At 37.8% G+C, this 21,400-nt stretch carries 19 protein-coding genes and 12 tRNA genes; 29 read left to right on the top strand and 2 right to left on the bottom strand.

The window, feature by feature from the left end; genetic code table 11:
• Positions 1 to 78: 78 nt before the first annotated feature.
• From V7S50_RS30115 to uvsE, 10 genes are all read left to right on the top strand, one after another.
• Complete coding sequence (locus V7S50_RS30115) at positions 79 to 189, top strand: DUF3948 family protein (protein ID WP_001083700.1); 111 nt, start codon at positions 79 to 81, stop codon at positions 187 to 189.
• Between the two features lie 374 nt (positions 190 to 563).
• Positions 564 to 1,682, top strand: a complete 1,119-nt coding sequence (gene hppD, locus V7S50_RS30110) for a 4-hydroxyphenylpyruvate dioxygenase (protein WP_242256778.1) — start codon at positions 564 to 566, stop codon at positions 1,680 to 1,682.
• A gap of 66 nt (positions 1,683 to 1,748) precedes the next feature.
• On the top strand, positions 1,749 to 2,705 hold the full coding sequence (locus V7S50_RS30105) for a fumarylacetoacetate hydrolase family protein (protein ID WP_242256777.1): 957 nt from the start codon (positions 1,749 to 1,751) through the stop codon (positions 2,703 to 2,705).
• Positions 2,671 to 3,843: a homogentisate 1,2-dioxygenase gene (locus V7S50_RS30100; protein ID WP_242256775.1), complete on the top strand. Its 1,173-nt coding sequence runs from the start codon at positions 2,671 to 2,673 to the stop codon at positions 3,841 to 3,843. Before V7S50_RS30105 ends, V7S50_RS30100 begins: the two co-directional genes overlap by 35 nt.
• 230 nt (positions 3,844 to 4,073) lie before the next feature.
• On the top strand, positions 4,074 to 5,489 hold the full coding sequence (locus V7S50_RS30095; RefSeq protein WP_242256773.1) for an amino acid permease: 1,416 nt from the start codon (positions 4,074 to 4,076) through the stop codon (positions 5,487 to 5,489).
• Between the two features lie 108 nt (positions 5,490 to 5,597).
• The gene (locus V7S50_RS30090) at positions 5,598 to 6,869 is read left to right on the top strand and encodes an MDR family MFS transporter (RefSeq protein WP_242256771.1); all 1,272 of its coding nucleotides are present in this window, start codon (positions 5,598 to 5,600) and stop codon (positions 6,867 to 6,869) included.
• A gap of 233 nt (positions 6,870 to 7,102) precedes the next feature.
• The gene (locus V7S50_RS30085) at positions 7,103 to 8,188 is read left to right on the top strand and encodes a D-alanine--D-alanine ligase (protein WP_097949763.1); all 1,086 of its coding nucleotides are present in this window, start codon (positions 7,103 to 7,105) and stop codon (positions 8,186 to 8,188) included.
• 60 nt (positions 8,189 to 8,248) lie between these two features.
• The gene (murF, locus tag V7S50_RS30080; protein WP_242256769.1) at positions 8,249 to 9,625 is read left to right on the top strand and encodes a UDP-N-acetylmuramoyl-tripeptide--D-alanyl-D-alanine ligase; all 1,377 of its coding nucleotides are present in this window, start codon (positions 8,249 to 8,251) and stop codon (positions 9,623 to 9,625) included.
• Between the two features lie 305 nt (positions 9,626 to 9,930).
• Positions 9,931 to 11,544 carry a DEAD/DEAH box helicase gene (locus V7S50_RS30075; RefSeq protein ID WP_242256768.1) on the top strand — a complete coding sequence of 538 codons (1,614 nt, stop codon included), beginning with the start codon at positions 9,931 to 9,933 and terminating at the stop codon, positions 11,542 to 11,544.
• Between the two features lie 93 nt (positions 11,545 to 11,637).
• Positions 11,638 to 12,600 (top strand): UV DNA damage repair endonuclease UvsE, encoded by a 963-nt coding sequence (gene uvsE / locus V7S50_RS30070; RefSeq protein ID WP_242256766.1) that lies wholly within the window; start codon positions 11,638 to 11,640, stop codon positions 12,598 to 12,600.
• Here uvsE and V7S50_RS30065 read toward each other — a convergent pair.
• A complete protein-coding gene (locus V7S50_RS30065) occupies positions 12,593 to 13,165 on the bottom strand; it encodes a rhomboid family intramembrane serine protease (protein ID WP_242256765.1) in 573 nt (190 codons plus the stop codon). The genes uvsE and V7S50_RS30065 overlap by 8 nt on opposite strands.
• 91 nt (positions 13,166 to 13,256) lie before the next feature.
• On the opposite strand from V7S50_RS30065, the gene acpS reads away from it, so the two are divergent.
• The 6 genes from acpS to V7S50_RS30035 all read left to right on the top strand — a co-directional run bounded on the left by acpS (position 13,257) and on the right by V7S50_RS30035 (position 19,202).
• Positions 13,257 to 13,616, top strand: coding sequence for a holo-ACP synthase (gene acpS, locus V7S50_RS30060; RefSeq protein ID WP_147808043.1), 360 nt, complete (start codon positions 13,257 to 13,259; stop codon positions 13,614 to 13,616).
• Positions 13,617 to 13,772: 156 nt separating this feature from the next.
• On the top strand, positions 13,773 to 14,723 hold the full coding sequence (locus tag V7S50_RS30055; RefSeq protein ID WP_242256780.1) for a LolA family protein: 951 nt from the start codon (positions 13,773 to 13,775) through the stop codon (positions 14,721 to 14,723).
• A gap of 118 nt (positions 14,724 to 14,841) precedes the next feature.
• Positions 14,842 to 16,011: an alanine racemase gene (gene alr, locus V7S50_RS30050; protein WP_242256764.1), complete on the top strand. Its 1,170-nt coding sequence runs from the start codon at positions 14,842 to 14,844 to the stop codon at positions 16,009 to 16,011.
• Positions 16,012 to 16,322: 311 nt separating this feature from the next.
• A complete protein-coding gene (locus V7S50_RS30045) occupies positions 16,323 to 16,610 on the top strand; it encodes an antitoxin EndoAI (RefSeq protein WP_000004570.1) in 288 nt (95 codons plus the stop codon).
• Between the two features lie 4 nt (positions 16,611 to 16,614).
• On the top strand, positions 16,615 to 16,965 hold the full coding sequence (gene ndoA / locus V7S50_RS30040) for a type II toxin-antitoxin system endoribonuclease NdoA (protein WP_000635963.1): 351 nt from the start codon (positions 16,615 to 16,617) through the stop codon (positions 16,963 to 16,965).
• Positions 16,966 to 17,033: 68 nt separating this feature from the next.
• Positions 17,034 to 19,202 (top strand): Tex family protein, encoded by a 2,169-nt coding sequence (locus V7S50_RS30035; RefSeq protein WP_242256762.1) that lies wholly within the window; start codon positions 17,034 to 17,036, stop codon positions 19,200 to 19,202.
• A gap of 57 nt (positions 19,203 to 19,259) precedes the next feature.
• Here the strand turns inward: V7S50_RS30035 and cmpA are convergent, their stop codons facing one another.
• On the bottom strand, positions 19,260 to 19,376 hold the full coding sequence (gene cmpA / locus V7S50_RS30030) for a cortex morphogenetic protein CmpA (RefSeq protein ID WP_001143642.1): 117 nt from the start codon (positions 19,374 to 19,376) through the stop codon (positions 19,260 to 19,262).
• Between the two features lie 195 nt (positions 19,377 to 19,571).
• Between cmpA and V7S50_RS30025 the strand changes: the two genes are divergently transcribed.
• From V7S50_RS30025 to V7S50_RS29965, 13 genes are all read left to right on the top strand, one after another.
• Positions 19,572 to 20,030 carry a SprT family protein gene (locus tag V7S50_RS30025; RefSeq protein ID WP_063224374.1) on the top strand — a complete coding sequence of 153 codons (459 nt, stop codon included), beginning with the start codon at positions 19,572 to 19,574 and terminating at the stop codon, positions 20,028 to 20,030.
• A 114-nt stretch (positions 20,031 to 20,144) separates the two neighbouring features.
• A tRNA-Asn gene (locus tag V7S50_RS30020) sits at positions 20,145 to 20,219 on the top strand.
• Positions 20,220 to 20,222: 3 nt separating this feature from the next.
• Positions 20,223 to 20,313, top strand: a tRNA-Ser gene (locus V7S50_RS30015).
• Between the two features lie 8 nt (positions 20,314 to 20,321).
• Positions 20,322 to 20,396, top strand: a tRNA-Glu gene (locus V7S50_RS30010).
• 4 nt (positions 20,397 to 20,400) lie between these two features.
• Positions 20,401 to 20,476: transfer RNA gene (locus V7S50_RS30005), tRNA-Val, on the top strand.
• Between the two features lie 24 nt (positions 20,477 to 20,500).
• Positions 20,501 to 20,577: transfer RNA gene (locus V7S50_RS30000), tRNA-Met, on the top strand.
• Between the two features lie 3 nt (positions 20,578 to 20,580).
• Positions 20,581 to 20,656: transfer RNA gene (locus V7S50_RS29995), tRNA-Asp, on the top strand.
• A gap of 87 nt (positions 20,657 to 20,743) precedes the next feature.
• Positions 20,744 to 20,818: transfer RNA gene (locus V7S50_RS29990), tRNA-Gln, on the top strand.
• Positions 20,819 to 20,823: 5 nt separating this feature from the next.
• Positions 20,824 to 20,896, top strand: a tRNA-Lys gene (locus V7S50_RS29985).
• Positions 20,897 to 20,912: 16 nt separating this feature from the next.
• Positions 20,913 to 20,995 (top strand) — tRNA-Leu (locus tag V7S50_RS29980).
• A 96-nt stretch (positions 20,996 to 21,091) separates the two neighbouring features.
• A tRNA-Arg gene (locus tag V7S50_RS29975) sits at positions 21,092 to 21,168 on the top strand.
• A gap of 4 nt (positions 21,169 to 21,172) precedes the next feature.
• Positions 21,173 to 21,249 (top strand) — tRNA-Pro (locus V7S50_RS29970).
• Between the two features lies 1 nt (position 21,250).
• Positions 21,251 to 21,321 (top strand) — tRNA-Gly (locus V7S50_RS29965).
• The last annotated feature ends 79 nt before the right edge of the window (positions 21,322 to 21,400 follow it).

The following is a 21,400-nucleotide window of genomic DNA, read 5'->3' as shown; positions in this document are numbered from 1 at the left end:
GCGTTAATCGTATTTCTATCAAGTGTATTAGTGTAATAGAAGTTTTAAACCCTACAAAATGAAAGGAGAATGAGGAATATGAACAGTGAACAAGTGTTACAAGTAACAAAAACAGATTTATTAGGATCGTTAGGTGGAGCGGTAGTATTAACATCATTTATTCTATTCCTTGCAAATGTATTAGTATGAGACATATAAATACAATCATTCAAAAAAAATAAAGACTCTAGCATATTAGTAAGTAGTTAATATGTTGGGGTCTTTTTTATTTTCTCCTATATATCTCTCCAAAACATTAATAGTCTTCCTTTATCGCGTAAACGCTCAATTGGTGAAGTTTAATAATTAACCCTTCGTTGATTAAAGTCTCCCTTTATTTCAAAGAGAAAAAAGTCGAATTTTATATGTAAGAAAAAAAGAGGAATTTGACAGAAAAGATAGAAAATTTTAAAGGTCAGAATTTGTTAGCTTGCTAACTAATTTTTATTAATCGATGTTGGAAGCGTTTTCGGTTGGTTTTAAGTATGGACCATTTAATCTATTTACAGGGGGATGAGGATTTTATGAAACAAAAATCTATGGATACGCTAGCTGCACAAATGGAGGACTTTTTTCCAGTACGTGATGTAGACCATTTGGAATTTTACGTAGGAAATGCAAAGCAATCAAGTTATTACCTTGCGAGAGCATTCGGATTCAAAATTGTGGCCTACTCTGGATTAGAAACTGGTAACCGTGAGAAGGTATCTTATGTTCTTGTGCAAAAAAATATGCGTTTTGTTGTGTCTGGAGCTTTAAGTAGTGACAATCGTATTGCAGAGTTTGTAAAGACTCATGGTGATGGCGTGAAAGATGTGGCATTACTTGTTGACGATGTTGATAAAGCATACTCGGAAGCGGTGAAACGTGGTGCCGTCGCAATTGCTCCGCCTGTAGAGTTAACAGACGAGAACGGTACATTGAAAAAAGCAGTTATTGGTACGTATGGTGATACAATTCATACGCTTGTAGAGCGTAAAAATTATAAAGGAACATTTATGCCAGGATTCCAAAAGGCAGAGTTTGATATTCCATTTGAAGAGTCAGGTTTAATTGCTGTAGACCATGTAGTTGGTAATGTTGAAAAGATGGAAGAGTGGGTTAGTTATTACGAGAACGTTATGGGCTTTAAACAAATGATCCATTTTGATGATGATGATATCAGTACAGAGTATTCAGCATTAATGTCGAAGGTTATGACAAACGGAAGTCGTATTAAGTTCCCTATTAACGAACCAGCTGATGGAAAGCGAAAATCACAAATTCAAGAATATCTAGAATTCTATAATGGAGCAGGTGTACAGCATCTTGCTTTACTAACAAATGACATTGTTAAAACAGTAGAATCGCTTCGTTCAAATGGTGTGGAGTTTTTAGATACACCAGATACTTATTATGATGAGTTAACTGCACGAGTTGGAAAAATTGATGAAGAAATTGATAAGTTAAAAGAATTAAAGATCTTAGTAGATCGCGATGATGAAGGCTACTTACTACAAATCTTTACGAAACCAATTGTAGATCGCCCGACTCTATTTATTGAAATCATTCAACGTAAAGGTTCTCGTGGATTTGGTGAAGGAAACTTTAAAGCGTTATTTGAATCAATTGAAAGAGAACAAGAGCGTCGCGGAAATTTATAAAATTTATATCCACCAGCAGGAATTCTTTTGCTGGTGGAAATTTCATTTTCATAGGGAGGAATTATGATGAAATTTGTTACATTTCGTCTTCCTTCAAAAGAAATGCGAGCTGGATGGCTTGAAGGCGACAAAGTAATCGATATGAATCTTGCTAGTGGTGGAAAATTACCTTCTTCTATGTTCGCCTTTTTAGAGAAAGCGGATGAGTATGTAGAAGTATTGCGTAATATTAAGAATCCGGAAAAGGGTATATATTCCTTAGAGGAAGTACAATTAGTGGCGGCAATTCCTAATCCGAGTAGTATTCGGGATTTTTACGCGTTTGAACAGCATGTAAAAACGGCACGCGGCCGAAGAGGGCTAGATGTTGTACCTGAATGGTATGATATTCCGGTTTTTTATTTTACGAACCACCGTGCTGTAATTGGTCCAGATGCTTTTGTAATTGGCCCGAAGAAATCTAAAAAACTGGATTATGAGTTAGAGATTGCTTGCGTAATTGGGAAAGAAGGAAGAAATATTTCTCGTGAGCAAGCAGAGGAATATATTTTTGGTTATTGTATTATGAACGACTGGAGTGCAAGGGACTTACAAGCAACAGAAATGAAGGTAGGACTTGGTCCAGCAAAAGGAAAGGATTTTGCAACTTCATTAGGAGCGCACCTTGTTACGAAAGAGGAATTAGATGTTTATCGTAACGGTGATCGTTATGAGTTAGAGATGACTGCTCATGTAAATGGAAAGTTATTATCGAAGGGGAACTTCCAAGATATTTACTATACATTTGCTGAAATGATTGAACGTGCTTCAGAAGACGTTACGTTATATCCAGGTGATGTGATTGGTTCTGGGACAGTAGGAACAGGTTGTATTTTAGAACTAGGTACGGAAGAGTGGCTGCAAGATGGAGATGTTGTAGAACTTACGATTACTGGTTTAGGTACATTACGTAATACGGTCAAAAAAGAAATGGAAGCAGGTGATGGGCATGTTTTATCGTCACATGGGGGAGCTACCTCATAAACGACATGTACAATTCCGTAAAAAAGATGGATCACTTTATCGTGAACAGGTAATGGGAACAAAAGGTTTTTCTGGTACGCAGTCTATTTTGTATCATCATTATATGCCAACGGAAGTAGGGCATACAGCATTATCTCATTCTTGTCAGTTGCAGTATGAAGAGGATGTTGCTCTTTCACATCGCCACTTCCGCACGAAAGAAAATAAAAAAACTGGCGATGCAGTAAGCGGAAGAAACTTTATGCTTGGGAATGAGGATTTATTAATTGGAGTAGTGACTCCAACAGAAAAAATGGACTATTTCTACCGTAATGGTGATGGCGATGAAATGTTATTTGTTCATTACGGAACAGGGAAAATTGAAACAATGTTCGGAACGATTCACTATCGAAAAGGTGATTATGTAACGATTCCAATTGGAACGATTTATCGTGTTATTCCAGATGAAGGAGAGACTAAGTTTCTTGTTGTAGAAGCAAATAGTCAAATTACAACACCGCGTCGCTATCGTAATGAATATGGACAATTGTTAGAGCATAGCCCGTTTTGTGAGAGAGATATTCGTGGCCCTGAAAAATTAGAGACGTATGATGAAAAAGGTGAGTTTGTCGTAATGACAAAGTCGCGAGGGTATATGCATAAACATGTCTTAGGACACCATCCGTTAGATGTTGTTGGTTGGGATGGCTATTTATATCCGTGGGTCTTTAATGTGGAGGACTTCGAACCAATCACAGGTCGTATTCATCAGCCACCTCCAGTACATCAAACGTTCGAGGGTCACAATTTCGTTATTTGCTCTTTCGTACCACGTTTATACGACTATCATCCAGCATCTATTCCGGCACCATATTATCATAGTAACGTGAATAGTGATGAAGTACTGTACTACGTAGAAGGAAACTTTATGAGCCGGAAAGGTGTGGAAGAAGGTTCTATTACACTTCATCCGAGCGGCATTCCTCATGGGCCACACCCTGGGAAAACAGAGGCGAGCATAGGGAAAAAAGAAACGCTTGAATTAGCTGTTATGATAGATACATTCCGTCCACTTCGTATTGTAAAACAAGCACATGAAACAGAAGATGAAAAATATATGTATAGCTGGATTGAAGAGGGTTCATTTACTGTGAAATAGGAAAAAGAGGCATGCTCAATAACGGAGCATGCCTCTTTTATGGAATCGACATGTATAATAATACCAAAAAGAACCATAGAAAGATATATAGAAAGAATGATAAAGATAGCGCGTATTCATAAGAATTTCTACTTATTTCGACAAAAGTATTGACTGTGAAAAGTACTATGAGTAAAATGAAAAAGCGAATTAAAAATTTTCAGAAAATTTAAAACTTGGAGGAGCATGCTATGAAGAAAATTTTTCAAAAGAAGCCTCTTGCAAAGTTAATGCAAGAGAGTAAACAAAAGACGTTAGCAAGAACATTGGGCGCGCTAGATTTAACGATGCTTGGAATCGGGGCAATTGTTGGAACGGGTATTTTTGTTCTAACGGGCGTGGTAGCGGCGAAACATTCTGGACCAGCTATTATATTATCATTTGCGATAGCCGCGTTAGCCTGTGCCTTTGCTGCATTTTGTTATGCTGAATTCGCTTCTTCAGTTCCTGTCTCAGGCAGTGTGTATACGTACACATATGCGACGATGGGAGAAGTATTCGCATTTTTAATTGGATGGGACTTAATGCTTGAGTATTTACTTGCTACCTCAGCTGTGGCAAATGGTTGGTCCGCTTATTTCCAATCGTTATTAAAGGGATTTGGAATCCATATTCCTACCATTCTCTCCTCGGCCCCTGGTACAGGAAAGGGTGGAATAATTGACTTACCTGCGGTTCTAATTATTTTAGTGATGACTGTTCTTTTATCTAGAGGTGTTCGAGAAAGTGCACGTGTAAATAATATTATGGTATTTATTAAAATAGCGGTTGTTCTTATTTTTATCTTCGCTGGTTTTAATTATGTGAAACCTGAAAACTGGACGCCTTTTATGCCGTTTGGTTTAGATGGTGTAATGGCTGGAGCTGCTACAGTGTTCTTTGCCTTCATAGGGTTTGATGCAGTTTCGACGGCAGCAGAAGAAGTGAAACGCCCACAACGTGATTTACCAATCGGCATTATTGCATCTTTATTAATTTGTACGGTTCTTTATATTGTCGTTTCGCTTATTTTGACAGGAATTGTTCCATACGGACAGCTAAATATATCAGATCCAGTTGCTTTTGCACTTCAATTTATTGGACAAGATGGTTTAGCGGGAGTAATTTCAGTAGGAGCAATTACAGGAATTACAACTGTAATGCTAGTTATGATGTATGGGCAAGTACGTGTTTCGTATGCAATGAGTAGAGATGGATTATTGCCGAAACGTCTTGCTAAAGTTCACCCGAAATTTAAAACACCATTTTTAAATACGTGGACAACGGGAATTATTGCGGCACTGATTTCAGGATTAATAGATTTAAATGTATTAGCACATCTTGTAAATATGGGGACATTGTCAGCATTTGCACTCGTAGCTGTTGCTGTAATTGTAATGAGAAGAACTCATCCGGACTTACCGAGGGCATTTAAGGCGCCGCTTGTACCATTTTTACCAGCGTTAACAGTAATTTTTTGTTTATACTTAATGCTTCAATTATCCGGAACGGCTTGGATTAGTTTTGGGATATGGATGGTTATTGGTATTGCGGTTTACTTTTTATATAGCAGTAAACATAGTGCTTTAAATAATAGTAAAGAAGAAGAAGATGCAGCAAATCTATAAGTAGGAAAATCCATTCTAATTCTGTTAGAATGGATTTTTTTATTTGAAAATTTACATTTTTCTGAATTAGTTATAAGATAATTGTTGGCAAACGAAAGGGGTGAAATGATGAAAAATACGTGGCGTGAGTTAAGGGAGATGGACCGTAACGTATGGATTCGATTTATTGGAGAGACGTTAAATGGAATTGCGATGATGATGTTGATGCCTTTTTTTGCATTATATTTAAAAGATAAGGTAGATTCGTTATTGCAGGTCGGAGTGATTATGGCGCTTTCTCCAATTGCTGCAAGCTTTGGAGCAATTATAGGAGGAAGAATTGCTGATAAATATGGAAGAAAGCCAATTATGATATTTTCGATGGCGAGTAATGCGTTATTAATGCTCGGTTTTCTATTTATAGAAGGATTTATTCCATATGCGATTTTATCTATTTTTTTAGGATTAAGTAATTCTTTATTTCATCCAGCTGCATCAGCAATGGTTGCGGATGTAACAACGCCAGAAAAAAGAACTGAAGCATATGGTTTATTACGAATGGGGCACAATATAGGTGCTGCAATTGGCCCGATAATGGGCGCTTCAGTAGTTGTGTTGTCGAAGAACCTTGTGTTTATTATTGCTTCTTCTACGATGTTGTTTTATGCATTACTAGTATTCATTCTTATTCAAGAGACAATGCCGAAGAGCACGAATAACGAAGAGAATAAAGAAAAGGAATCAGGAGCAGTGTGGAAAATTGTATTGCGAGATAAGGCACTAATGATTTATTTATTAGCGGGTATCATTATTTCGATGGGATTTTCTCAAACAGAAGGTATGTTGCCACTGCACTTTGATAATGAAATGAAAGGTATTTTTGGAACTAACAATCCATATCCATATTTAATGGCTTTAAATGGACTATTAGTTGTGTTGTTCCAATTTCAAATTTCAAAATGGGCCACAGATAAACCTGTCGGAAAGACGATGTTATATGGTGCATGTTTGTTCGGGATTGGTTTATTCTTTATAGGATGGTTACCGAAGTGGTTTGGAGAATTCGATATAAATGCTACAGTTATTTTAATTACATTAATGTTCGTTTATGCCATATATACACTAGGTGAGATGATCATGTCGCCTGTACAGATGACGTTTGTAGCGAATTTGGCCCCTGAGCATTTGAGAGGGACTTATATGGGAGCTGCAAGTTTACAGTGGATTACAGGAAGTGCATTCGGTCCACTTCTTGGAGGTTTTTTGCTAGATCGATTACTTGGGCACCTTCTCTTTACAATTTTAGCTGTAGGATGTGTAATTGCAGGTGTTGTATATGTTTCTTTAGATCGTCTCGTTGAACAAAGGCAAAAAAGCACATTAACCAAACGATCTTCTTAACGAGTAGATGATATACACGAAAAGGGGATTTCTACATATTTTAGGTACAGAACTAAATTGGGTTGCAATTTTATATATTTATGAAAAAAGATAAGTGGAAAAAGTATAGAAAACCAATAAGTGGTGTCATTTAATTATTTGTGGAAGTTACATTTTATTTCAAATAGGAACTACCTATTTTTATAAAAAGTGCTAAAATAGAAAAATGAAAACAATTGGTTAGGGTGATTTCAGTGACAAAAATTAAATTAGGTTTATTATACGGTGGAAAATCAGCTGAGCATCAAGTTTCGCTACAAACGGCTCTTGCTGCTATTAAAGCATTAAATCAAGATAAATTCGAGATTCATCCAATTTATATTACAGAACAAGGTCAATGGGTACGCGGTGAGCGTATTGAAGGTGAAGTAACAGATGTTGAAGTTCTAAAAATGAGCGGTGCAGAAAATGCGATTTCTCCGTTATCATTAAGTACAGAAATTATTCCATCTGCAGCTTCTGAGGAAAATGCTATCGACGTTATATTCCCATTACTGCATGGACCGAATGGTGAAGATGGAACGGTTCAAGGATTATTAGAATTAATGAACATTCCTTATGTAGGAAATGGTGTTCTAGCATCTGCTGCAGGTATGGATAAAGTTGTTATGAAAAACATCTTTGCAGAGGCTGGATTGAAACAAGCAAAATATGCATCATTCATTCGTAGCGCATGGGAAAAAGATCGTGAAACAGCATATGAAAAAGTAGAAGAAGTATTAGGATATCCTTGCTTCGTAAAACCAGCAAACCTTGGTTCAAGTGTTGGTATTAATAAGTGTAAAAATCGTGAAGAGCTTGAGAATGCATTTGAAGAGGCATTCCAATTTGACCGTAAAATTATTGTAGAAGAGAATATTGTTGGACGTGAAGTAGAAGTGGGTGTACTAGGTAATGATGAACCGAAATGTTCAGTTGTAGGTGAAATCGTACCGAAAAAAGACTTCTATGATTATAAGTCGAAATATATTGATGGCGATACAGCGTTAATTATTCCAGCTGAAATGACAGAAGAAGAGTCTAATGTTATTAAGCGAGATGCGATTATTGCGTTCCAATCGTTAGATGGTGCTGGATTAACACGAGCTGATTTCTTCTTAACGAAAGATGGAGAAGTATACATTAACGAAGTAAATACAATGCCAGGATTTACGCCGTTTAGTATGTTCCCTCTACTATGGCAACATACTGGATTACCGTATCCGGAATTAATTGAAGAGCTAATCGGTTTAGCAATTGAGCGTCACGAAGAAAAACAAAAAATTAAATATACAATCTAACAAAAAAGGAGGAGGCACTATTCGCAGGAATAGTGCTTCCTCTATGTAAGGAGTGTTTTTATGATAAATCGAACGTTAAAACAAGTAGAACAGATGGTAAATGGTACGGGATTAGCAGAGCGATATGAGGGAATTACTATACAAGGAGTGTCTATTGATACAAGAAAAATCGAAAAAGGAAACCTATATGTTCCGATTCAAGGTGAACGTTTCGATGGACATGCTTTTGTAGATAAAGCTGTTGAAAATGGAGCTGTTGCTACATTGTGGATGAAAGATGTAGCAAATCCACCTGAGAATCTTCCAGTTATTCTTGTAGAAGACACGCTATCGGCATTACAATTGTTAGCGAAAAGCTATCGCGATCAATTGGATGTTAAAGTTGTTGGTGTGACAGGTAGTAACGGTAAAACATCTACAAAAGATATTGTAACAAGTCTTCTTGCAACTAAATTCAAAGTTCAAAAAACAGAAGGAAACTTCAATAACCATATCGGGTTACCTCTTACTATTTTAAACTTAGAAGAAAATACAGAAGTAGCTGTATTAGAAATGGGTATGTCAAGCCGAGGGGAAATTGAATTCTTATCTAAGTTAGCTCGTCCAAATGCAGCTATCATTACAAACATTGGTGAGGCACACTTAATGGACTTAGGCTCTCGCGAGGCGATTGCTGAAGCAAAATTAGAAATTGTGACAGGATTACAAGAAGGTGGAGTATTCGTATATAACGGAGATGAGCCATTATTGACAAATCGTGTTCCTGAAATGAATTTAATAGCTGAAACAGTTACGTTTGGTGATGCTAGAGCAAATGATTATTATCCAACAACTGTAACATTACAGGCGACCGGGACCCATTTTAAGATGAATAGAGACGAAAATACTTCATTCTACTTACCAGTGTTAGGAAAACATAATGTGTATAACACACTTGCTTCAATGGCAATTGCGAAACATTTTGGTGTAACGTGGGAAGAAATGAAACAAGGTTTAGTCACACTTCAAATGACAGGCATGCGTATGGAAATTGTAAAAACAGATAGTGGATTAACAATTATCAATGATGCTTACAATGCAAGTCCGACAGCCATGGAAGCAGCATTCCACCTAATGAATGGTTTAGATGGATTTGCTAAAAAAATTGTCGTGCTAGGTGATATGTTAGAGCTTGGAGATCAAGAAGTACAGTTTCATTATGAAGTAGGTAAATTAATCGATCCAGCAAAGGTTTCACACGTATTCACATGTGGTAAATTAGGGGCTCAAATTGCTGAAGGAGCGAAAATTAATTTCCCTAATGAACGTGTAAAGGCGTATGATAATAAAGAAGAGTTAGTAAAAGAGTTGCAAACAGTAGTCGATGCGAAAGATGTTGTATTAGTAAAAGCATCTCGTGGTATGAAATTAGAAGAAGTAATTACGATGTTGAAATAATTGGTGTATATAAACAGGGATGATAGCCACGAAAATAGAAGAAACTTATAATAAGCGCTTACAGTAAATATAAAAAAATAAAAGTGAAGAAAAAAACTCTGAATATGAAAATAAGGTAACAGTTGGGTTTGCTTTTTACACATACAAAACTTATAATTGATAAAGTGTAATAACGTTTAGAAGTATTTTCGCGAAGAATATACGCCCGTTTATATACGTGAGCATTCAGGAAAAGGGCTTTTCCGCAAATTCGGAAAACGCCTTTTTTTAAATGATAAGTATAGGATAGAAAAGGAGAAGTAACATTGACAACATTTCGAGAATTAGGATTAAGTGAGTCTTTACTGCAATCTGTTGAAAGCATGGGCTTTGAAGAGGCTACGCCGATTCAAGCTGAAACAATTCCACATGCATTGCAAGGTAAAGATATTATTGGGCAAGCACAAACAGGTACAGGGAAAACAGCAGCATTCGGATTACCGCTATTAGATAAAGTGGATACAAATAAAGAAGCAGTTCAAGGTATTGTTATCGCGCCAACGCGTGAATTAGCAATTCAGGTTGGAGAAGAGCTATACAAAATTGGTAAACATAAACGTGTTCGTATTCTACCAATTTATGGTGGTCAAGATATTAACCGCCAAATTCGTGCTCTAAAAAAACACCCACACATTATTGTTGGTACGCCGGGTCGTATTTTAGATCATATTAACCGTAAAACACTTCGTTTACAAAACGTTGAGACTGTTGTTCTTGATGAAGCGGATGAAATGTTAAACATGGGCTTCATTGAAGATATTGAAGCGATTTTAACAGATGTGCCAGAAACACATCAAACATTATTATTCTCAGCGACAATGCCAGATCCAATCCGTCGTATTGCTGAGCGTTTCATGACTGAGCCTCAACACATTAAAGTAAAAGCAAAAGAAGTAACAATGCCAAACATTCAGCAGTTCTATTTAGAAGTGCAAGAAAAGAAAAAGTTTGACGTGTTAACACGCTTACTAGATATTCAATCTCCAGAGCTTGCAATCGTATTCGGTCGTACAAAGCGTCGTGTTGATGAATTATCAGAAGCATTAAATTTACGTGGTTATGCAGCAGAAGGTATTCATGGTGACTTAACACAGGCGAAACGTATGTCTGTATTACGTAAATTTAAAGAAGGTGCTATTGAAGTTCTTGTTGCAACAGACGTTGCTGCACGTGGTCTTGATATTTCAGGCGTAACACACGTATACAACTTCGATATCCCACAAGATCCAGAATCATACGTTCACCGTATCGGTCGTACTGGCCGTGCAGGTAAAAAAGGTATTGCAATGTTATTTGTAACACCACGTGAATCAGGACAATTAAAAAATATCGAGCGTACAACAAAACGTAAAGTTGACCGTATGGAAGCACCGACACTTGACGAGGCATTAGAAGGTCAACAACGTTTAATCGCTGAAAAGCTTCAAAGCACAATCCAAAATGAGAACTTAGCATACTACAAGCGTATTGCAGAAGAAATGTTAGAAGAGAATGATTCTGTAACAGTAGTAGCTGCTGCTTTAAAAATGATGACAAAAGAGCCGGATACAACTCCAATCGCTTTAACATCAGAACCACCAGTTGTTTCAAGAGGTGGCGGTTCTAAAAAACGCGGCGGCAACGGAGGCGGATACCGTGATGGTAACCGTAATCGTAGTCGTGATGGACGCGGTGGTGGCGATGGCCGTAACCGTGATCGTAATCGTGATGGACGCGGCGGTGGAGATGGCCGTAACCGTGATCGTGATCGCAATCGTGATGGTAACCGTGATCGTAATCGTGATGGCGGTAGCCGTGGTCGTAAAGGTGAAGGTCAAGGTCGCCCTGGATCTTCAAATGGACGCGGGGAAAGAAAACATCATAGCCGTCCGCAAGCTTAATAAAAAAAGAGAATGCCCTTTGCCGGCATTCTCTTTTTTTATTTCTCTAATTGTACATACTACATAATAACTTGTGTAGAAAAGAGGTGTTACATGCTTGTAAGACTTGGGTATGTCGCGATGAGTGTACATTTAAAGAATGCGTCTCCATCTCAAACGATGACGTACGCGCAGTTTCAAAAAATAGATGATCGGGAAGCAGCGATTCGTAAACTTGAAAGAATTGCTAATTCGAATTTGGAAAACTGTTTACGACTATTAAAGCATAATAAAGGACATGACATATCGTTCTTTCGACTTAGTTCCAAGTTGATTCCTTTAGCAAATCATGAGGAGTTGTTAGATTGGAACTACATTCGTCCATTGAAAGAAAATTTAAAAGTGCTAGGTGAATACGCAATTCGTATGAACATGCGAATTGATTTCCATCCAGATCATTTTGTCGTACTGAATTCACCTGAAGAGAGTATTTTTAAACAATCCGTAAAGACATTGCAGATGCATAAAAAATTATTAAAAGGTATGGGGATTGAACATAAACAGAGGTGTGTATTACATGTGGGTGGAGGTTATAAAGATAAGGAACTTGCATTAGAACGTTTTATAGAAAATTGGTCGAGTGTTCCGAGAGGTATTCAAGAGATGGTCATATTAGAAAATGATGACACGACCTTTTCTTTAGAAGAAACATTGTATTTAGGTGAGAAGTTAGATATTCCAGTCGTGTTTGATTTGCATCACCACATGATGAATAATAATCAAGAAGATTGGCATGAAAATTGGGCGCGTGTTGTACATACGTGGGAATCGTCTTTGTTACCAGTGAAAATGCACATTTCTAGTCCTAGAGAGGGAAAAGACCCGAGAGCACATGCAGACTTTATTGATGTGGATACTTTTTTATCTTTTTTAAAAAGGATAGAGGGAAGTGTTCCGCAAATTGATTGTATGATTGAGGCGAAGAAGAAAGATGAGTCTTTATTTCAACTCATGAGAGATTTAAGTAAACAAACAGGTGTGGAAATTGTCGATGGTGCGAGCTTCTATATTAAATAAGCTCTGCACCATCGAGTTTTTTTGTTAATAAAGGGGTGCAAATACCACCAATGATCAATCCTGTTAAATGGCTGATAGGATTAGCAGAGGGATTGAAGAAAGTGAATAGTAGTAATATACATATCATGATTGAAAAAATAGCAATGTCTCTCGGATTGGAAGAACGATAACGACTATACAATAGAAATAATTGTGCACCTAGCAATCCGAAAATACTGCCAGATGCCCCGGCATGAATATATTCAAGAGGCATAATAAGATAAGTAGAAATATTTCCGAGAATACCAGAAAGAAAAAAAATAATGATGAAAGAAAAGTGCCCAAGTTGTTTTTCAATAGAAGAGCCAAGCACGAATAAACAAATACTATTAGCAAGAAAATGTTGTAAGTCTACATGTACAAGCAGAGAAGTTATGAGACGCCACCATTCTCCTTTAGCGATATATTCATTATAGGCTGCCATAGGAAAGAGGAAAAAATCGGCTAACATAATCATGATTAATTGTATAAGAAGTAAAGCGATGACAATTGGTTGTAAGGAAATGCGGGCAGATGGTATTAGCATGGGTGAGTATCACTCCTTTTGCATCAGAAAGATTCTCTGTTATTCTTACAATATGAAAAAAGAAAGCTAAATAGAAGAAGGGGAGTTTGAAATGATTGTAGGGATTGGAATCGATATTATTGAATTAAATCGAATTGAAAAAATGCTAGATGGAAAGCTAAAATTTATGGAACGTATTTTAACTGAAAGTGAGCGGAATGTCGCTAAGGAGCTGAAGGGAAGTCGCCTTACAGAGTTTGTAGCTGGAAGATTTGCAGCGAAAGAGGCGTATTCAAAGGCAGTAGGAACTGGCATTGGGAAAGAAGTGAGTTTTTTAGATATCGAGGTAAAAAATGATGATAGAGGTAAACCGATCCTTATTACAAGTACAGAGCATATTGTTCATTTATCAATTAGTCATAGTAAGGAATTTGCTGTTGCTCAAGTTGTTTTAGAAAGCTCGTCACGCTAGTCTGCATATTTTATACCTTTGTCTCATATATTTGAGGTAGCGATAAGGAAGGCACATCTTCCATTCATTTATAGGGGCAAAGGGGCTGAAGTGATGAAAAGGCGTCTGTTTTTAGTTCTTGTCGGTTTATTAACCGTTTTTGTGTTGGGCGGTTGTATGGAAAAGAAACAAGATGATGTTGTGAGAGATTTAGAGGCGAAAGTAAAAGGGATGAAAAGTTATCAAGCTGAAGCAAAATTATCTATTAAAACAGGGAATGAGCCTCAGGAGTATAAGGTAGAAATATGGCATAAGGAACCTTCTTTTTATCGTGTGAATTTGCAGAATGCGAAAAAGGATCAGAGCCAAATTATTTTAAGAAATGAAGAAGGTGTATTTGTATTAACGCCAGCGCTTAATAAGAGTTTCCGTTTCCAAAGTGATTGGCCGCAAAATAGTAGCCAGGCTTATTTATATGAATCCCTTGTGAGAGATATTTTGCAAGATAAGAAAAACCTTACTTTTGCAAAAACAGATAAGTATTATATTTTTAAAACAAAAACAAACTATCAGCATCAAAACATGTTGCCAAGACAAGAGATTACATTGAAGAAAAGTGATTTAACACCAGTTTCCGTGAAGTTAATGGATAATGATCAAAATGTTCTTGTGAAGGTAGACTTCTCTAAAGTGAAATTCGATGCGAAATTTGATAAAGGTGCATTTGATACGAAACAAAATATGTCTAGAGCGCAAGTAGATGTTCAAACAACGGCAAAAGAAGACAAACCATTTGCTATTTTGTATCCACGTGATACGCCGCAAGGTATGACTTTGAAAGACGAAAAAGAGTTGAAGACAGACAGTGGCAAGCGTGCGATACTCACATACACTGGAAGTAAGAAATCCTTTACTTTAATACAAGAAAAGGCAAAAGTTGCAGAGGCGTCGTCAGCTATCAGTGTAAGTGGAGAATTGGTTGATCTTGGATTCACGATTGGAGCGTTGACGAAAGACTCTTTAACGTGGTCGCATAACGGAGTAGAATATATGCTCGTGTCTAAAGGTTTAGAGCCGAAGGAGCTATTAATGGTTGCTCGTTCAGTTACAGAGAAGCAGGTGAAGTAAACTTCTTAGACGTGGTGATATATGTGCACCACGTCTTTTCTTAGTTTGAAGGGTGGATTTCATAAAAGAAGCATATAAAAGAATAAGCTTCGCATATCGTGTATAAGGAAGTGTATTTATGGAAGAAGCACCATTTTACCGTGACACTTGGGTGGAAGTGGATTTAGATGCGATCTATAACAATATTACACACATTAAAAATTTCATTCCAAGTGATGTAGAGATTTTTGCTGTAGTTAAGGCTAATGCATATGGACACGATTATGTACCTGTAGCTAAAACGGCATTAGAAGCAGGGGCGACAAGGTTAGCGGTTGCCTTTTTAGATGAAGCTTTAGTGCTTCGAAGGGCTGGTATTACTGTGCCAATTTTAGTATTAGGTCCTTCTCCGCCTCGTGATGTCAATGTAGCTGCTGAAAATGATGTAGCGTTAACTGTTTATCAAAAAGAATGGGTGGAAGAAGCAATCAAACTTTGGGATGGTTCGTCTACGATGAAATACCATATTAATTTCGATAGTGGTATGGGAAGAATTGGAATACGCGAACGCAAAGAATTAAAAGGATTTTTAAAGAGCTTAGAAGGTGCACCATTCTTAGAATTAGAAGGAGTTTATACACATTTTGCAACAGCAGATGAGGTGGAGACTTCTTATTTTGATAAGCAATATAACACGTTTTTGCAGCAGTTAAGTTGGTTGAAAGAATTCGGAGTGGATCCTAAGTTTGTCCATACAGCTAATAGTGCTGCAACGCTACGCTTTCAAGGGATTACATTTAATGCAGTACGAATTGGCATTGCGATGTATGGGTTATCCCCGTCTGTAGAAATACGCCCCTTTTTACCGTTTAAATTAGAACCGGCGTTATCGCTGCATACGAAGGTTGCTCATATTAAACAGGTGATTAAAGGGGATGGGATTAGTTATAACGTCACGTACCGAACGAAAACCGAAGAATGGATTGCAACCGTTGCAATTGGATATGCAGATGGATGGCTTAGAAGATTACAAGGATTTGAAGTGCTTGTAAATGGTAAAAGGGTACCGATTGTAGGTCGAGTAACAATGGATCAATTCATGATACACCTTCCTTGTGAAGTGCCGCTTGGTACGAAAGTTACACTCATTGGAAGACAAGGTGATGAGTATATCAGTGCTACTGAGGTTGCTGAATATTCCGGGACTATTAATTATGAAATTATTGCAACGATAAGCTTCCGGGTGGCGAGAATATTTATACGGCACGGTAAGGTTGTAGAAGTAATCAATTATTTGAACAATATATAGAAGGTAGTATGATCTGCTTCTTTTCATTTGTGAGGACTGTTCATTGGTTAAGAATAAGTTCATTTTTTGACGAGAAGCTTTTTACTTATCATTACTTTTAACATAATTTAACGTGAATTTTGCTAAGAAACTCTTCCGTTTCTTGTTTGTGATGAGATAAAAAATAAAAGAATATGAATGTTTTGTTTGTGAATTGGAAAACATAAGCAAGGAATAAGGAAGTCTTTGCAACAGGCTCCATACAATGGTATTATTACAATAGGTGTCATATATATATTTGGGTGTGTAGTTGACGGTGGAGGTGTATTTTTGTGTCCGAATCAAGTGTAACTACTGAAATCGTGGTTCGGTTGCCAAAGCAAATGGTAACGGAATTGGACGGAATTGGAAAACAAGAGAATAAGAATCGCCATGAACTAATTTGCCAGGCAACACAACTGTTATTGCGTCAACATAAGACGAAGAAACGCTACCAACATGAATCAATGCGACGTGGGTACATTGAAATGGGAAAAATTAATCTTGGTATTGCATCTGAAGCTTTCTTAGCAGAGTATGAAGCAGCTCATACAGTAGAACGCTTAGTTAGCGGGGGGTAATATTTTGATTGTAAAACGCGGCGACGTGTATTTTGCAGACCTTTCCCCAGTTGTTGGTTCTGAGCAAGGAGGCGTTCGTCCGGTTCTTGTCATTCAAAATGACATCGGAAATCGTTTTAGTCCAACGGTGATTGTAGCGGCTATTACTGCACAGATTCAAAAAGCGAAATTACCCACTCATGTGGAAATTGATGCGAAAAAGTACGGTTTTGAGAGAGATTCTGTTATTTTACTTGAGCAGATTCGAACAATCGATAAGCAGCGCTTAACGGACAAAATCACTCACTTAGATGAAGTGATGATGATTCGTGTAGATGAAGCGCTACAAATTAGTTTAGGACTAATAGATTTTTAAATCGGCAGTTTAAGTTGCTCTCCTTGCAGGGCAACTTTTTTTTATTATAGAGGAGGTTACGGTTGTATATGGAAATGGTAGATAATCGACAAGCGTTAATGAAAATGTTAGTGAAGGAATTAGGCTTTACCGAAAAGCAAGTTCGTCATGTTATTCAATTAACAGAAGAAGGTAACACAGTTCCATTTATTGCTCGTTACCGAAAAGAATGGACAGGCTCTTTAGATGAAGTGCAAATTCGTACAATTTTAGAGAGATGGCAATATATGATGCAGCTTGAAGATAGGAAAGAAGAGGTTCTTCGTCTTATTGATGAGAAGGGAAAACTGACAGGAGAATTACGTCAGCAAATTGTGAAAGCTACAAAGTTGCAAGAAGTAGAAGATTTATATCGTCCATATAAAGAGAAGAGAAGAACGAAAGCAACGATTGCAAAAGAAAAAGGATTAGAGCCATTAGCTGAATGGTTATTGTTATATAAGAAAGAAGATCCAAATCAGAAGGCAATGGAGTTTATTAATGCAGAGAAAGAAGTGCAATCTGCAGAAGAAGCATTACAAGGTGCCCAAGACATTATTGCAGAAATTGTTTCGGATGAAGCGGCATATCGTAGTTGGATTCGCAATACAACTTTCCGAAAAGGAATTATGTCTTCATCTGTAAAAGATAAAGAGAAAGATGAAAAGAATATATATGAAATGTATTACAGCTATGAAGAGCCTTTACAGAAAGTAGTGCCACATCGTGTATTAGCGATGAATCGTGGTGAGAAAGAAGATATATTGAGAGTTTCTGTTGTTCCGCCAGTAGATGAGATAGTAACTTTCTTATATAAGAAGGTCATTCGTGATAACGATTCTAAAAGTGCACATTATGTACAGTTAGCGATTGAAGATGGCTATAAGCGATTAATTCAATCCTCGATTGAAAGAGAAATCCGAAAAGAATTAACAGAAACAGCTGAGGAACAAGCGATACATATTTTCTCTGAGAACTTGCGTAACTTATTATTACAACCTCCAATGAAAGGGAAAGTAGTGCTAGCTGTAGACCCTGCATATAGAACGGGTTGTAAATTATCTGTTGTAGATGATACGGGGAAAGTTCTATATATTGATGTTATTTATCCGCATCCACCAGTTCGTAAATATGAAGATGCAAAAACGAAAGTTCTTTCTATTATAGATAAATATCAAGTTGAAATGATTGCAATTGGGAATGGTACAGCTTCTAGAGAAACGGAAGAATTTATAGTTGATGTATTACAAAATGTGAAACGAGAAGTCTTCTATATTATTGTGAACGAAGCTGGTGCGAGTGTATATTCAGCTTCCGATTTAGCTCGTGAGGAATTTCCGAATTTACAGGTTGAAGAAAGAAGTGCTGTTTCTATTGGAAGACGTCTGCAAGATCCACTTGCTGAACTTGTGAAAATTGACCCTAAATCAGTTGGGGTTGGACAATACCAACACGATGTATCTCAAAAGAGATTGAATGAATCATTAACATTTGTAGTAGAGACGGCAGTTAACCAAGTCGGTGTGAATGTAAATACGGCTTCAGTTGCGTTGTTGCAATATGTTTCGGGTTTATCGAAAACTGTTGCGAAAAATATTGTGGCAAAGCGTGAAGAAGAAGGGAAATTTACAAAACGAACAGACTTAAAGAAAATACCGCGTCTAGGTGCGAAGACATATGAGCAATGCGTAGGTTTCTTACGTATATTAGAAGGGACAAATCCGTTAGACCGAACGGGTATTCATCCAGAACAATATAAAAATGTTGAATTGTTATTGAAGAGTCTAGGACTATCAAAAGATGACGTAGGACAACCTCAGTTACAAAAGAGTTTAGAAGAAGTAGAGATTTCTAAGTTGTCCCAAGAAACGGGAATTGGGGAACCGACATTGGTTGATATTATAGATGCACTCATTAGTCCAGAGCGAGACATGAGGGATGAGTTGCCTAAACCACTTCTGAAAAAAGGAATTTTGAAATTAGAAGATTTAAAACGTGGTATGGAGCTGGAAGGAACGGTTCGTAACGTTGTTGATTTTGGTGCTTTTGTTGATGTTGGTGTAAAGCAAGATGGTTTAGTGCATATTTCTAAATTAAGCACACAGTATGTGAAGCATCCGTTAGATATTGTATCTGTCGGACAAATTGTAAAGGTATGGGTAGATGATATTGATACGAAAAAAGGTCGTGTCGCATTATCCATGTTGCCGATTGAATAATAAGAGAAGAGAGCAGATAAAACTGCTCTTTTTTTATGGAATAGAAAGTGTAATGGATTATGAGCTTTGATGTATTTTGCTATAATAAAACCAGCATTCATTTAGTAATTTAATTTGATACCGGTTTTTTTCAAAATATGCGCGTTGCATTTGTTTTTTTAGCCACGTAGGCATAGGAATCCCTCCTTGTTTAATCCTACTCTCATAAATATAAGGTACTATTGATGAGAGGTTGGTGAGTGGATTTCTATTCATGCTATGTTTTTAGAAACCACGCTTCTTGAATGAGGATGGGTATATGTACTATTTAATATATGTATAAGAGAGGAGAAAAGTGTAAAAATATTTTTTTGTTTAGGAGGAATGAAAATGGATGAGCAAGAAATACAGCGGTTGGTGGAAGAAGTATCGATACAATACTTCGGAATGCCATTTTTACATAAAGCTATGTTCAATAGTAGGCTGCGTACAACTGGTGGACGTTATCTATTGAAGAGTCACAATATTGAACTGAATTATCGATATTACGAAATGTATGGGGAAGAAGAATTAGTCGGGATCGTTAAACATGAACTTTGTCATTATCACTTGCATATTACAGGAAGAGGATATAAGCACCGAGATAGGGATTTTCGCGAACTGTTAAAAGAAGTCGGTGCACCCCGTTTTTGTAAACGAATGATGAATGAAGAGAAGGGAAAAAAGATTTATATGTATGAATGTATGGAGTGTTTGCTTCAATATGTAAGAAGACGTCAAATTAATACAAAAAGATATGTCTGCGGAAAGTGTAAAGGGAAACTAATTCTGATAAAGAAAATATCTTGACAGTGAAAACGCAATCCAGTATATTATAAACATGTCACGTTTGTACAAGATGTTGTGAAAAAACATCTTGACTTACAATGAGAAATTTTATAAGATACAAATTGTCTTCATTATTCCGCAGTAGCTCAGTGGTAGAGCTATCGGCTGTTAACCGATCGGTCGTAGGTTCGAGTCCTACCTGCGGAGCCATACAGAGAAGTACCCAAGTGGCTCAAGGGGCTCCCCTGCTAAGGGAGTAGATCGCGAACGCGGTGCGAGGGTTCGAATCCCTTCTTCTCTGCCATACATATTGGCCCGTTGGTCAAGTGGTTAAGACACCGCCCTTTCACGGCGGTAACACGGGTTCGAATCCCGTACGGGTCACCACTTCGGAGGATTAGCTCAGCTGGGAGAGCACCTGCCTTACAAGCAGGGGGTCGGCGGTTCGATCCCGTCATCCTCCACCATATAAATTATATGAATAATATTGTCGCGGGGTGGAGCAGCACGGTAGCTCGTCGGGCTCATAACCCGAAGGTCGCAGGTTCAAATCCTGTCCCCGCAACCAAATGGTCCCGTGGTGTAGTGGTTAACATGCCTGCCTGTCACGCAGGAGATCGCCGGTTCGACCCCGGTCGGGACCGCCATTTTAACTTCTGCTATTTGGCAGTTGTTTTTTATTGGACATTATGGTACAATAACATTTGTCTTTGAAAAGAAGATGAATATTTCGATGGGCTATAGCCAAGCGGTAAGGCAACGGACTTTGACTCCGTCATGCGCTGGTTCGAATCCAGCTAGCCCAGCCATTTACGAGCCATTAGCTCAGCTGGTAGAGCATCTGACTTTTAATCAGAGGGTCGAAGGTTCGAATCCTTCATGGCTCACTTTTGTTTTTTTCGCGCGGTCGTGGCGGAACGGCAGACGCGCTAGGTTGAGGGCCTAGTGGGAGAAATCCCGTGGAGGTTCAAGTCCTCTCGGCCGCATCAAAAAAATCTTAAAAAAGTACTTGCATTCGAAAATGTAGTATGATAAGATAATTGAGTCGCCAAAACACAACGACGAAAAAACATCATGAATAAGCGCCCGTAGCTCAATTGGATAGAGCGTTTGACTACGGATCAAGAGGTTAGGGGTTCGACTCCTCTCGGGCGCGCCAATTACGGGAAGTGGCTCAGCTTGGTAGAGCACCTGGTTTGGGACCAGGGGGTCGCAGGTTCAAATCCTGTCTTCCCGACCACGCGGGTGTAGTTTAGTGGTAAAACAAGAGCCTTCCAAGCTCTGGTCGAGAGTTCGATTCTCTTCACCCGCTTTTAGTTCTTTGAAAACTGAACGAAACAAACAACGTGAAACGTCAATTTTTATTTTTAGATGCTAGACAAACTAACTTT

This window comes from Bacillus sp. CCNWLW194, assembly GCF_037120585.1.
GTDB classification, from domain to species: domain Bacteria; phylum Bacillota; class Bacilli; order Bacillales; family Bacillaceae_G; genus Bacillus_A; species Bacillus_A basilensis.
The sequence above is the reverse complement of the archived record's forward strand: the minus strand, read 5'-3'. Positions and strand labels throughout refer to the sequence as shown.

Bases quoted from the DNA above. Each gene is read 5' to 3' on its own strand.
- V7S50_RS30100 (WP_242256775.1), top strand. From the start codon at position 2,671: ATGTTTTATCGTCACATGGGGGAGCTACCTCATAAACGACATGTACAA.
- cmpA (WP_001143642.1), bottom strand. From the start codon at position 19,376: ATGCCTACGTGGCTAAAAAAACAAATGCAACGCGCATATTTTGAAAAA.
- V7S50_RS30095 (WP_242256773.1), top strand. From the start codon at position 4,074: ATGAAGAAAATTTTTCAAAAGAAGCCTCTTGCAAAGTTAATGCAAGAG.
- murF (WP_242256769.1), top strand. From the start codon at position 8,249: ATGATAAATCGAACGTTAAAACAAGTAGAACAGATGGTAAATGGTACG.
- V7S50_RS30065 (WP_242256765.1), bottom strand. From the start codon at position 13,165: ATGCTAATACCATCTGCCCGCATTTCCTTACAACCAATTGTCATCGCT.
- V7S50_RS30025 (WP_063224374.1), top strand. From the start codon at position 19,572: ATGGATGAGCAAGAAATACAGCGGTTGGTGGAAGAAGTATCGATACAA.
- V7S50_RS30105 (WP_242256777.1), top strand. From the start codon at position 1,749: ATGAAATTTGTTACATTTCGTCTTCCTTCAAAAGAAATGCGAGCTGGA.
- uvsE (WP_242256766.1), top strand. From the start codon at position 11,638: ATGCTTGTAAGACTTGGGTATGTCGCGATGAGTGTACATTTAAAGAAT.
- alr (WP_242256764.1), top strand. From the start codon at position 14,842: ATGGAAGAAGCACCATTTTACCGTGACACTTGGGTGGAAGTGGATTTA.
- acpS (WP_147808043.1), top strand. From the start codon at position 13,257: ATGATTGTAGGGATTGGAATCGATATTATTGAATTAAATCGAATTGAA.
- V7S50_RS30035 (WP_242256762.1), top strand. From the start codon at position 17,034: ATGGAAATGGTAGATAATCGACAAGCGTTAATGAAAATGTTAGTGAAG.
- V7S50_RS30090 (WP_242256771.1), top strand. From the start codon at position 5,598: ATGAAAAATACGTGGCGTGAGTTAAGGGAGATGGACCGTAACGTATGG.
- V7S50_RS30115 (WP_001083700.1), top strand. From the start codon at position 79: ATGAACAGTGAACAAGTGTTACAAGTAACAAAAACAGATTTATTAGGA.
- hppD (WP_242256778.1), top strand. From the start codon at position 564: ATGAAACAAAAATCTATGGATACGCTAGCTGCACAAATGGAGGACTTT.
- V7S50_RS30055 (WP_242256780.1), top strand. From the start codon at position 13,773: ATGGAAAAGAAACAAGATGATGTTGTGAGAGATTTAGAGGCGAAAGTA.